Origin of the sequence: Pseudomonas sp. GL-B-26 (genome assembly GCF_019947405.1) — a bacterium.
Lineage (GTDB): Bacteria > Pseudomonadota > Gammaproteobacteria > Pseudomonadales > Pseudomonadaceae > Aquipseudomonas.
This window is the reverse complement of record NZ_JAGYGJ010000010.1, coordinates 35,722-48,064: the sequence shown is the minus strand read 5'-3', so window position 1 is coordinate 48,064 and position 12,343 is coordinate 35,722. Positions and strand designations below refer to the sequence as shown.

At 61.9% G+C, this 12,343-nt stretch carries 11 protein-coding genes; 9 read left to right on the top strand and 2 right to left on the bottom strand.

Annotation, left to right across the window (positions count from 1 at the left end):
* Positions 1–211 precede the first annotated feature (211 nt).
* From kdpF to KGB23_RS08885, 6 genes are all read left to right on the top strand, one after another.
* Entirely contained in the window at positions 212–301 is a 90-nt protein-coding gene (gene kdpF, locus KGB23_RS08910; protein WP_007899818.1) for a K(+)-transporting ATPase subunit F, read from the top strand.
* 8 nt (positions 302–309) lie between these two features.
* Positions 310–2,004: a potassium-transporting ATPase subunit KdpA gene (gene kdpA / locus KGB23_RS08905; protein WP_223430722.1), complete on the top strand. Its 1,695-nt coding sequence runs from the start codon at positions 310–312 to the stop codon at positions 2,002–2,004.
* A 10-nt stretch (positions 2,005–2,014) separates the two neighbouring features.
* A complete protein-coding gene (gene kdpB / locus KGB23_RS08900; RefSeq protein WP_223430721.1) occupies positions 2,015–4,072 on the top strand; it encodes a potassium-transporting ATPase subunit KdpB in 2,058 nt (685 codons plus the stop codon).
* Positions 4,073–4,292: 220 nt separating this feature from the next.
* Positions 4,293–4,838 (top strand): potassium-transporting ATPase subunit KdpC, encoded by a 546-nt coding sequence (kdpC, locus tag KGB23_RS08895; RefSeq protein WP_223430720.1) that lies wholly within the window; start codon positions 4,293–4,295, stop codon positions 4,836–4,838.
* Between the two features lie 145 nt (positions 4,839–4,983).
* Positions 4,984–7,629, top strand: a complete 2,646-nt coding sequence (locus KGB23_RS08890; protein ID WP_223430719.1) for a sensor histidine kinase — start codon at positions 4,984–4,986, stop codon at positions 7,627–7,629.
* 68 nt (positions 7,630–7,697) lie between these two features.
* Positions 7,698–8,396: a response regulator gene (locus KGB23_RS08885; RefSeq protein WP_223430718.1), complete on the top strand. Its 699-nt coding sequence runs from the start codon at positions 7,698–7,700 to the stop codon at positions 8,394–8,396.
* Between the two features lie 70 nt (positions 8,397–8,466).
* On the opposite strand, the gene KGB23_RS08880 is transcribed toward KGB23_RS08885, so the two are convergent.
* Positions 8,467–9,507 (bottom strand): patatin-like phospholipase family protein, encoded by a 1,041-nt coding sequence (locus KGB23_RS08880; protein WP_046047943.1) that lies wholly within the window; start codon positions 9,505–9,507, stop codon positions 8,467–8,469.
* A gap of 222 nt (positions 9,508–9,729) precedes the next feature.
* On the opposite strand from KGB23_RS08880, the gene KGB23_RS08875 reads away from it, so the two are divergent.
* The 3 genes from KGB23_RS08875 to KGB23_RS08865 all read left to right on the top strand — a co-directional run bounded on the left by KGB23_RS08875 (position 9,730) and on the right by KGB23_RS08865 (position 11,899).
* Entirely contained in the window at positions 9,730–10,008 is a 279-nt protein-coding gene (locus KGB23_RS08875; protein ID WP_095130267.1) for a hypothetical protein, read from the top strand.
* 89 nt (positions 10,009–10,097) lie between these two features.
* A complete protein-coding gene (locus KGB23_RS08870; protein WP_223430717.1) occupies positions 10,098–10,856 on the top strand; it encodes a CHAD domain-containing protein in 759 nt (252 codons plus the stop codon).
* 245 nt (positions 10,857–11,101) lie between these two features.
* A complete protein-coding gene (locus KGB23_RS08865) occupies positions 11,102–11,899 on the top strand; it encodes an acyl-CoA thioesterase (protein ID WP_223430716.1) in 798 nt (265 codons plus the stop codon).
* Here the strand turns inward: KGB23_RS08865 and KGB23_RS08860 are convergent, their stop codons facing one another.
* Positions 11,900–12,265, bottom strand: a complete 366-nt coding sequence (locus KGB23_RS08860) for a terminase (protein ID WP_223430715.1) — start codon at positions 12,263–12,265, stop codon at positions 11,900–11,902.
* Positions 12,266–12,343 lie beyond the last annotated feature (78 nt).

Below are 12,343 nucleotides of genomic sequence, written 5' to 3'. Positions count from 1 at the left end.
CCTCTACCTCTGGGCGGTCCGACGTTTCGGGAGGGCTAGGGTGAGGGGCGGTTATCCCTGACACACCGGCAAAGCCCGCTGTAACGCCGGCATAAATCGACTCTTTACGCTTTCTTTATGCCCAGCCAACACCCTCGATCTCGTTCCTTTACAGCCTCCCTGCCGACAATGGCTCCACACGCGGCAATACGCCGTAACACGGAGAACTTCCATGAGCGTTCTGGACGGGGTGTCACTGCTACTGGCAGTGGGGCTGTTCATTTATCTGTTGGTTGCGCTGTTGCGCGCGGACCGGAACTAGGAGCGGCTATGCACAGTTATGACTATTGGCTGATCCTCGCCTTCTTCGCCCTGGTGCTGATTCCGGCACCGTTTCTGGGGCGCTTCTACTACAAGGTGATGGAAGGTCAGCGCACTTGGCTTTCGCCGATTCTCGGACCGGTGGAACGCGGGTGTTATCGGGTGGCCGGCGTTGATCCGCAGGCCGAACAGAGCTGGCAGAAATACACCCTGGCCTTGCTCGCCTTCAACCTCGCGGGCTTTTTGCTGTTGTTCGCGATCTTGCTGTTTCAGGATCACCTGCCGCTGAATCCGCAAAACTTGCCGGGCCAGGAGTGGACGCAAGCGTTCAATACTGCCGTCAGCTTCATGACCAATACCAACTGGCAGTCCTACAGCGGCGAAGCGACCTTGAGCTACCTGAGTCAGATGGTCGGCCTCACCGTGCAGAACTTCGTCAGCGCCGCCACCGGCCTCGCTGTGCTGGTTGCCCTGTGTCGCGGTATCGGTCGCAAGTCGAGTAAAACCCTCGGCAACTTCTGGGTCGACATGACCCGCGCCACCCTCTACGGCTTGCTGCCGCTGTGCCTGCTGCTGGCGTTGTATCTGGTCTGGCAGGGCGTGCCGCAAACATTCGCTCAGTACGTGAATGCGGTGACGATGCAAGGCGTCGATCAGGTGATTCCGCTCGGCCCGGCCGCCAGCCAGATTGCGATCAAGCAACTGGGCACCAACGGCGGTGGCTTTTTCGGCGTCAACTCGGCGCACCCGTTCGAGAACCCGACGGCGTGGAGCAACCTGTTTGAGGTCGGCTCGATCATTCTGATCCCGGTGGCGCTGGTGTTCACCTTCGGCCACTACGTGAAAGACCTGCGTCAGAGCCGCGCGATCATCGCCTGCATGCTGGCGCTGTTCCTGATCGGCGGCGCGACGTCGCTGTGGGCTGAATACCAGCCGAACCCGACCCTGAACAATGTCGCCGTCGAACAGACTGCGCCGCTGGAAGGCAAGGAAGCACGCTTCGGCACGACCGCCACGGTGCTGTGGTCGGTGACCACCACCGCGGCGTCCAACGGTTCGGTCAACGGCATGCACGACAGCCTCAACCCGCTGAGCGGCATGGTCGCGATGGTCAACATGATGGTCGGCGAAGTGATCTTCGGCGGCGTCGGTGCCGGGCTCTACGGCATGTTGCTGAACGTGTTGATCGCGGTGTTCCTCGCCGGGCTGATGATCGGCCGCACCCCGGAATACCTCGGCAAGAAACTGCAGGCGAAGGAAGTCCAGTTGCTGGTGGTGACCTTGCTGGTCATGCCGGTCGGTGTGCTGGTGCTCGGCGCGATTGCCGCGAGCCTGCCGGGCCCGGTCGCGGCGGTGAGCAACCCCGGTCCTCACGGTTTCAGTCAGTTGCTTTATGCCTACACCTCGGCCAGTGCCAACAACGGTTCGGCGTTTGCTGGATTTGGGGCGAACACCGCGTTCCACAACCTGATGCTGGGCCTTGGCATGTTGATCGGTCGCTTCGGTTACATCCTTCCGGTTCTGGCCCTGGCCGGCAGCCTGGCGATGAAGAAAACCGCCCCGATCGGCCAGAACAGCTTCCCGACCCATGGCCCGCTGTTCGTGACCTTGCTGACCGTGACCATTTTGCTGGTGGGTGGTTTGACCTTCCTGCCGACATTGGCGCTGGGTCCTATTGCTGAACATTTGAGCTTGGGCTTCTGAGGAATCAATGATGAATATGCCCGCAACTAAAGCCGCCGCCGTCAAGGCGCCGGAACAACCGAAAACCGCGATCTCGGCCCTCTGGCGTCCGGCGCTGGTGCAAGCCTTCGTCAAGCTCGATCCTCGGCAATTGCAACGTGCGCCAGTGATGCTGGTGGTCGAACTGACCGCGATCCTGACCACCGTGCTGTGCTTCATTCCCGACAGCAGCGTGCCGACTTTTGTCGCCGCGCAAATCGCCTTGTGGTTGTGGTTCACCGTGCTGTTTGCCAACTTCGCCGAAGCACTGGCCGAAGGTCGCGGCAAGGCCCGCGCCGACAGCCTCAAGGCCGGTAGCGAAGGCCTGAGTGCTCGGCGCAAAACCAGCACCGGCGCCTTTCAAGTGGTGCCGGCCACCAGCCTGCGCAAGGGCGATGTGGTCCGCGTTGAGGCGGGGGAAATGATCCCCGGTGACGGCGAGGTAGTCGAAGGTATCGCAGCGGTCAACGAAGCGGCGATTACCGGTGAGTCCGCGCCGGTGATTCGCGAATCCGGCGGCGACCGTTCTGCCGTCACCGGCAATACTCGCTTGGTGTCCGACTGGCTGTTGGTGCGCATCACCGCCAACCCGGGTGAGTCGACACTCGATCGCATGATCGCTTTGGTCGAAGGTGCCAAACGCCAGAAAACCCCGAATGAAGTGGCGCTCGACATCCTGCTGATCGGCTTGACCCTGATCTTCCTGCTGGTGGTCGTCACCTTGCAACCGTTCGCCCACTTCGCCAACGGCAGCCTGCCGCTGGTGTTCCTGGTGGCGTTATTGGTCACGCTGATTCCGACCACCATTGGCGGTTTGTTGTCGGCCATCGGTATCGCCGGGATGGACCGTCTGGTGCGCCTGAATGTGATCGCCAAATCCGGTCGTGCGGTGGAAGCGGCGGGGGACGTACACGTCTTGCTGCTGGACAAGACCGGCACCATCACCTTCGGTAACCGTCGTTGCACTGCGGTATACGCGGCACCTGGCGTCACCGCCAAGGAACTCGCCGAGGGCGCATTGTTCGCCTCGCTGGCCGATGACACGGCTGAAGGTAAATCCATCGTCGAGTACCTGCGCGGCACTCAGCCGCAACCTGAGCCGGCCACCGAGTTGCTCACCGCCGTACCGTTCAGCGCCGAGACGCGTCTGTCTGGCGTCGACTATAGGGGCCGTGTTTATCGCAAAGGCGCGGTGGATTCGTTGCTGGCCTTCGTTGGCCTGAAACGTGCCGATCTGGCCGCGCCGCTGTCCCGGGAAATCGACAAGATCGCCCAGAGCGGAGGCACGCCGTTGCTGGTCTGTGCCGACGGTAAATTGCTCGGCGCGATTCACCTCAAGGACGTGGTCAAACCCGGTATTCGCGAGCGATTCGCCGAGTTGCGCAAACTGGGCATCCGCACCGTCATGGTGACCGGCGACAACCCGCTGACCGCTGCGGCGATTGCGGCCGAGGCGGGTGTCGATGACGTGCTGGCTGAAGCGACTCCAGAGAAAAAACTGGCGCGTATTCGCCACGAGCAGAACGACGGGCGCCTGGTCGCCATGTGCGGCGACGGCGCCAACGACGCTCCGGCCCTGGCCCAGGCGGACGTGGGCATGGCGATGAACGACGGGACGCAAGCGGCACGCGAGGCGGCGAACATGGTCGACCTCGACAGCGATCCAACCAAACTGCTGGACGTGGTGCAGATCGGCAAGGAATTGCTGGTGACCCGCGGTGCGCTGACGACGTTTTCCATCGCCAACGACGTGGCCAAGTACTTTGCGATTTTGCCGGCGTTGTTCGCCTCGATCTATCCGCAACTGGGCGTGCTGAACGTCATGCACCTGAGCAGTCCGCAGAGCGCGATTCTCTCGGCGATCGTGTTCAACGCCTTGATCATCGTGGTGCTGATTCCATTGGCATTGCGCGGCGTGCGCGTGCAGGCGGCCAGTGCGGCGGCGTTGCTGCGACGCAATCTGCTGATCTATGGATTGGGCGGGATTGTGGTGCCGTTTGTGGGGATCAAGGCGATCGACATGCTGTTGACGGCGTTGCATTTGGTTTGAGGCTGAAATCGACCCCCTCACCCTAACCCTCTCCCGGGGGGAGAGGGGACTGACCGAGGTGTTCTTGGAGCTACATCGACCTGAAATATTGAGTCGAACTCAGGTCTTCAAAAGCTTGAAGATCTGCTCCCTTTCCCCCTCTCCCCTATGTGGAGAGGGCTGGGGTGAGGGGTGGATTTCCCTGACACCCCACTACTTCTCCAATTTCGAGGATTTTGAAATGTCCACAATGATACGCCCGGCCCTGAGCCTGCTCGTCCTGATGACCCTGATCACCGGCGTCGCCTATCCACTGGTGGTCACCGGTGTCGCCCAAGTCGCATTCCCGGACCAGGCCAATGGCAGCCTCATACACGACGCCGATGGCAAGGTCCGCGGTTCCTCACTGATTGCCCAGGATTTCGTCGGCGACGCCTGGTTCCATCCACGGCCATCCGCCGGCGCATTTGCCACTGTGTCGAGCAGTGCCAGCAACCTTTCGCCGAGCAACCCGGCCCTGGCCACTCGGGTGATCGACGATGCCAACAAACTGCTGGTGCCGGGACAGGGGCCAGTGCCCTTGGCGATGGTTACCACCTCGGGCAGCGGTCTCGATCCACACTTGCCACCGGCCGCGATTGCCTATCAACTGGCGCGTGTTGCCGCGGCGCGCAATCTGCCGGTGGCGACCCTGCAACAATTGATGGATGCGCACATCGAGCAGCCACTCGTTGGCCCGCCGGTGGTGAATGTATTGGCGTTGAACATCGCGCTGGAAAACCTGTAGATCTGCGGTGGGGCCATTCGCGAGCAAGTCGAATCGTCGCACCGCCGCTCCCACATTGGAATGCGATCAAATGTGGGAGCGGGCTTGCTCGCGAAGACGGCCTCACAGACACCACATCAACATCTGAAAAAAGAGACCCCCGAACATGAGTGACTCCGGCCGCGCCGACGCGCTGTTAGCAGACCTGCCCCGCGACGGCCGTGGCCGGCTCAAGGTTTTTCTCGGCGCCGCACCCGGTGTCGGCAAGACCTACGCCATGCTGCAAGCGGCCCACACCCAATTGCGCCAGGGTGTGAAAGTCATTGCCGGCGTGGTCGAAACCCACGGTCGCGCCGAGACCGAAGCGCTGCTCGGCGGCTTGCCGCAGCAGCCGTTGGTGCGCTCGGAATACCGTGGCGTGATGCTCGAAGAAATGGACCTCGACGGCCTGCTCGCCGCCAAACCGAAACTGGTGCTGGTGGACGAACTGGCCCACAGCAACGCGCCCGGCAGTCGTCACACCAAACGCTGGCAAGACATTCAGGAACTGCTCGCTGCAGGCATCGACGTGTTCACCACGGTCAACGTCCAGCACCTGGAAAGTCTTAACGACAAAGTGCGTGGCATCACGGGTGTGCAGGTCCGCGAAACCCTGCCGGACTGGGTGCTGCAAGAAGCCTACGAACTGCTGCTGATCGACCTGCCGCCGCGCGAGCTGCTCGAGCGTCTGCGCGATGGCAAGGTCTACGTGCCGGAGCAGGCGAGGGCGGCGATCGACGCCTTTTTCACCCAGACCAACCTCACGGCGCTGCGGGAACTGGCGATGCAAACCGCCGCGGCTCAGGTCGATGATGATTTGGCCCAGGGCTATCGCCAACTCGGCCAAGCGGCGCCGGCGGTGCGCGGTCGCCTGTTGGTTGGCGTCGATGGCGATGCACAGGCTGAGCGGCTGGTGCGTCACGCCAGTCGCGTCGCCCAGCGTCGGCATTTGCCGTGGAGCCTGGTGCATGTGGACAACGGCAGTGTGCGCGACGAGCAGTCGCGCTTGCGTCTGCAAAGTGCTCAGCAATTGGCCGAACGCCTCGGCGGCGAAGTGGTGCTGCTGCGCGCCGGTGAGGTGGCGAAAACCCTGATTCAGCACGCCGCCGAACGCCGCGCGAGTCTGGTGTTGGTCGGTCAGTCCCGGCAGCGTTTGCGTCGGCGGTTGTTCGGCGGCGGTCTGGCGTCACGTTTGTTGCGCGATGCGCGCGGGCTGGAAATCAACGTCCTCGACAGCGATCACGAACAGTATCAGCCGCGTCAGCGTTCGGCGCAGGCACTGCTGTGGTTCGACTACGCGCTGGCGCTGGTGGCGACGGTGCTCGCCAGTGCGTTGGCCTGGGCGGTGGCAAGTGTCTTGCCGCTGCCCAATATCTCGCTGGTGTTCCTCGCCGCGGTGTTGCTGGTGGCGGTGCGCAGCAGCCTCGGCCCGGCGCTGGCCTGTGCGGCGCTGTCGTTTCTGACCTATGACTTTCTGTTCATCCCGCCGAATTTTTCCTTCCGCATCCAGCGCGAAGAAGACGTGCTGACCTTGCTGTTCTTCCTGCTGATGGCGGCGCTGACCGGTAACCTCGCGGCCCGACAACGGCGCCAATTGCAGGCGCTTCGCGACACTCAGGAAGAGACCACCGAACTGCTCGACCTGTCGCGCAAACTCACGGCCGCCACCGACCGCCAGGCGGTGGTCAGCGCAGCGGCCCAGCACCTCGATGGCTGGAGTGATCTGCAACTCTGCCTGCTCAATCGAGACGGGCAGGGCGGCTGGAAAGTCGAAACCGGTGGCCCGCTGGAATTTTCCGAAGCCGAGCGCGCTGCCGCCGATTGGGCCTGGCAACACGATCAACCGGCCGGCGCGGGCACCGGCACGCTGCCGTTCGGGCGTTGGTGGTGGTGGCCGTTGTCGGTGGAAGACGGGCCGCTGGCATTGCTCGGTGTGTGTGCCAAAGAGGGCCAGACCTTGAGCGGTCAGCGTCGGCGTTTGTTGACCGCGCTGAGCCAGCCGCTGGCCCAGGCGCTGGCCCGGGCGCAATTGGCCGAAGACCTGGAAGCCGCTCGGCTGCACGGCGAAACCGAGCAACTGCGCAGTGCCTTGCTGGCCTCGGTGTCCCATGATTTGCGCACACCGCTGACCTCCATGCGCGGTAGCATCGACAGCCTGTTGGCCCTCGGTGAGGCGATCCCGCTGGAGGATCGCCGCGAACTGCTTGAAGGCACTCGCGATGAAGCCGAGCGCCTCGATCGCTACATCCAGAACCTGCTGGACATGACCCGCCTCGGGCATGGCGCCCTGAAGCTGGCGCGGGACTGGGTATCGCCGGCCGATATCGTCGGCAGTTCGCTCAATCGTCTGCGGGCGGTGCTGGCGCCGTTGCAAGTGACCACCGAAGTGCCGCCGCAGTTGCCGCTGCTTTACGTCCACGCCGCGCTGATCGAACAGGCGCTGGTCAACGTGCTGGAAAACGCCGCGCGCTTTTCACCGTCTCATGGCCGTCTGCAACTGCGCGCCGGGGCCGATGACAGCGAGCTGTTTTTTTCGGTGAGTGATGAAGGACCGGGGATTCCGCAGGAAGAGCGGGCGAAGATTTTCGACATGTTCTACACCGCCGCGCGCGGTGATCGTGGCGGGCAAGGCACCGGGCTGGGCCTGGCGATCTGTCAGGGCATGGTCGGTGCTCACGGCGGGCGGATCAGCGTCGCCGATGGCATCGAAGGGCGCGGCACCTGCATCACCTTGCACCTGCCGTTGCAGGCTCAGCCGGCCTTTGAAAATTAAGAGCCGAAAGTGAAGCCTGATCCTGCTTGCGCTACTCTCCTGCCACTTCTTTGTGTTGATGTGAATTCATGAGCCAGACCGCGACCATTTTGGTCATCGATGACGAACCGCAGATCCGTAAATTTCTGCGCATCAGCCTCGTCTCCCAGGGCTACAAAGTGCTGGAGGCCGGCACCGGCAGCGAGGGCCTGGCCCAGGCTGCACTGAATAAACCGGACCTGCTGGTACTCGACCTCGGCCTGCCGGACATGGACGGCCAGCAAGTGCTGCGCGAGTTTCGCGAGTGGTCGACAGTGCCGGTGCTGGTGCTCTCGGTGCGCGCCAGTGAAGGGCAGAAAGTCGAAGCGCTCGACAACGGCGCCAACGACTACGTAACCAAGCCGTTTGGCATTCAGGAATTTCTTGCGCGGGTGCGTGCGTTGTTGCGTCAGGCTCCGGCGGGAGAAGCTCAACAAGCGGCGCTGACGTTCGGCCCGTTGACCGTCGATCTGGCGTATCGCCGGGTGTTGCTCGACGGCACCGAAGTCGCGCTGACCCGCAAGGAATACGCGGTACTGGCGCAACTGGCGCGGCATCCGGGGCGGGTCATCACCCAGCAGCAATTACTCAAGGATATTTGGGGGCCGACTCATACCGAGGACACTCACTACCTACGGATTGTGGTCGGGCACCTGCGCCAGAAACTGGCTGATGACCCGACTCAGCCGCGGTTTATCGTCACCGAGGCGGGAGTCGGGTATCGGTTGTTGAGTGAGGACAGTCTTTAGTTTTGTATTGAATGATCCGGCCCCATCGCGAGCAGGCTCGCGAAGGGGCCTTATCATTCACTCGAGAAGTTCAGGAATCCCGCTCATTCTCATACCGATCCAGCGTATCCCGCGCAATCTCCCGCCCTAGCGCGATCAGTTCCGGTGCCTTGTAAAACTCGAAAAACCGGCACACACGTTTCGGCACGTTGATCAAAATATCCGGCGGATAACCGGCGATCTTGTACTGCGCCAATGAGGTTTGCATCACCTCGAAACTCTGGTTGATCAGGTCCAGCAAAGATGCCGGCCCAACGTTGTCGATGATGAACGAGCCGGTGGCGGACTTCGGCGCGCCGGCGCGTTCGGGGGCGGCCGCCGGTTGCTGGGCTTCGGGTTCGGCGGATTCGATCCACGGGTTGATCTCGGCCGCTTCCGCCATCAACGCTTCCTTTTCCAGCAGCAACAATTGTTCCGCCTGTTTGCGGCGGAAGGGCAATTTTGAACCGAGCGAGTTGATCAGGCTGTCGAAACGGGTCTTGAATGCCGCCGGGCGCTGGATCACCGGCAGTTGATAGTGGCGCTGGTTGGTGGAGTTGAGGTTGACCGCGATGATCAGGTCGCAATGACTCGACACCACCGGCACGATTGGTAAAGGGTTGAGGATGCCGCCGTCCACCAGCATGCGGTTGCCCTGCATCACCGGGGTGAACAGGCTGGGAATCGCTGCCGAGGCGCGCATGGCCTGGTGCAGGCAGCCTTCCTGAAACCAGATTTCCTGCTGGTTGGTCAGGTCGGTGGCCACCGCCGTGTAGGGGATGCGCAAGTCTTCAATATTGATCTCGCCGACGATCTTGCGGATCTGCCCGAAAACCTTCTCCCCGCGAATCGCGCCCAGACGAAAACTGACGTCCACCAGGCGCAAGACATCGAGGTAATCGAGGCTTTCGATCCAGTTGCGATATTCGTCGAGTTTACCGGCAGCATAGATCCCGCCAACGACCGCGCCCATGGAACAACCGGCGATGCAGGCGATGTCGTAGCCACGCCGTTCGATCTCTTCAATGACCCCGATATGGGCGTAGCCCCGGGCCCCACCTGAGCCCAGCACCAGCGCGACACGCTTTTTCATGAATCGCCCTCGTCTGACAAGGTTCAACAATGCACCCATCGAGGGGCGCGCTTCAATCGCTAAGGTCGCTCCGCGAGGCGAGGGCGTCGTTTTTTCGATACTCTTTGGCGGCAGATGGGTATTCTCGCGAGCACTTGAGTTTCCGCGGCGGGACCAAGGCACTTTTCACGCGCCAGACCGTCTTAACTGCACGACTGTTTACCTATCTTTGAGGTGTGAATAATGAAAGCCTGGATCTGTGTGCCTTTGATTGCCCTGGCACTCGCCGGTTGCGCCGGCAAAACCGCTTACCGTGACAGCTGCGGCAACGGGATCGATGCCGCGTGGCGTGAACTGGATCTGGCCAAGGCCGAAGGTTTTGCCGGAACTGTCAGCTATTCCAAGGCCCTGTCGTTGCTGACCGGCGCCAAGACCCAGCAGCAATTCGAAGCGTTCGAAGGCTGCGCCAAGAAGGCCGAGAAGGCGCGTTTTTATATTCGTGAATCGCGCGCGGGGCGCTGAAAGCAGCTCTAAGCTCTAAGCTGCAAGCAATAAATCGGTCGCCCCGGATTTCGGCTGGCGGCTTGCAGCTGTTTACGGAGTAAAACCCCATGATTAACCGGTTGGTGGCTCATGTACTGGGCCTGGAAGTCCGTTTGCTGGCCTGTCAGGCACGCTTGAGTGCGCGCACCGACCCTGAAGCGCTGCACGATCTGCGCACCACGGTTCGCCGTTTGCGCAGTCTGCTGCGGCCATTGCGCGGCTTGCCCGGAGTCGAACAGCTGGAAGCGGCGGCGTCCCGGGTCGGCGACCTGACCACGCCGTTGCGCGATCGCGAGGTGCTGGCGGCGTACCTGCTTGAGCATGATCAACCCGAGGCGGCCCATCGGCGCATGGCACAGATGTCCGAGGCTTACCCGGCGGTCGCGACGAGTCCTGAAGTGGCGCAGTTGCTGATGATCCTCGACGCCTTTCCGCGTTTTCTGCGGGCCTCCCAGCGTCAGGGCTTGCTCAAGGGCTTATGCCCGCGCATCGAAAAACGTTTGGCCAAACAATGGAAGAAACTCGATCAGGCCCTGCACGATCCGGCGCATGATCGCCACCGTTTGCGCCTGCTGATCAAGCGCGTGCGCTATGGCATCGAAGCCTATCCCGAACTGGATCGACTGCCGAAAGCCGCGATGCCGCGCTTGAAGTCCGCGCAAGGTGCCTTGGGCGATTGGCACGACTGCTTGCAATGGCTGGCCATAGCTGAGAAGGAAACCGATTTGCAGCCCTGCGTCGCGGCCTGGAAAACTGCCATGGCCAAAGCCGAAGGCCGCGCCGACCGGGTCCTCGACAAATTCAGCGCTGCCTGTTTCAAATCCTGATACCACCACCGATCAAATGTGGGAGCGGGCTTGCTCGCGAAGGGGGCCTAACATTCAACGTAAATGTTGATTGTCAGACCGCTTTCGCGAGCAAGCCCGCTCCCACATTTGATCGGTGTTGAACATTGAATGAGTGTTCGTATCGAGTGCGGCTCATCTGTCAGTGCTTTTGGCCGGTATAAGCGCTGTGTCGCCCCCGCAGGCTGGTTAAGATCCCTTCATCCTTTTCCCGCACCGAGGTTTCCATGCGCTTTTCCGATCTGCTCGACGCTGTCCGCCGCCAGCCGCTGGAGCTGTCTATTCCGGCCAAATGGGCTCAGGGGCGTGCCAGTTTCGGTGGCCTGGTGGCCGCCTTGCAGTACGAAGCCATGCGCGCGAAGGTCCCGGCGGATCGTCCGGTGCGCTCGTTGGCGATCACCTTTGTCGGCCCGGTCGAGCCTGAAGTGCCGGTCAGTTTTGAAGTCGATGTGTTGCGCGAAGGGAAGGCTGTCAGCCAGGTGCTGGGTCGGGCGATGCAGAAGGGCCAGGTGGTGACGTTGGTCCAGGGCAGCTTCGGCGCCTCGCGACCGTCGGAAGTGGCGGTGATCGCCGAACCGGCGCCCGAGATGAAGCACTGGGACGATTGTCAGGAACTGCCGTTCATCAAAGGCGTACTCCCGGAGTTCATGCAGCATCTGGCGATGCGCTGGAGTGTTGGCGGTCTGCCGTTCACGGGCAACAAATCCCGCGAGATGGGCGGCTGGGTGCGCTTGCGTGGGGACGTGAAGGAAGAAGCGGTCAGCGAAGCGCATATTTTGGCGCTGGTCGACGCCTGGCCACCGGCCCTGATGCCGCACCTGAATAAACCGGCGATGGGCAGCACGCTGACCTGGACCGTTGAATTCGTCCAGCCGTTGCTTGAACTGAGCACGCTGGACTGGTGCAAATACCTGGTTGAGACCGAACATGCCGCTGACGGCTACGGTCATGCCGCCGCGAAATTGTGGAACGCAGACGGTCAGTTGATTGCCATGAGCCGGCAGACGGTGACGATTTTCGCCTGATCAGTGACGACGGTGGCGCTCACGCCAGGCGCGCCACCAGCCGCCGCTCAGGAAGAACCGAGGGAAGGTCAGAAACTGCTCGACCAGCAAGCGCGACACGGCATCTTTGCGATCGCTGAACGGCTCGGAGGCTTGCACCTCCAGGCTGTGACCGTGGCGTTGCAGGCCGAGTGCGGCGAACAGGCCGATGACGCCAATCGCGACATTCGCGAAACTCAGACTGAACACTCCCGAGACAATCAGCAGAAACGCCACGATGAACAGCGGCACGGCAATCAGGTGCAGCACCAGATTGGTCGGGTGCTGGTGATTGTTCGGGTACGCTCGCCATTGCCAGGCGGGAAGGTTGGGATGACGTTTGCCCATGATGGTAATCCTTGGTTCGTTGAGGCTCTTGAACAAAGAATAGGCCGGGGCAAACCAGTCGGCGAATCAAGGCTGGCT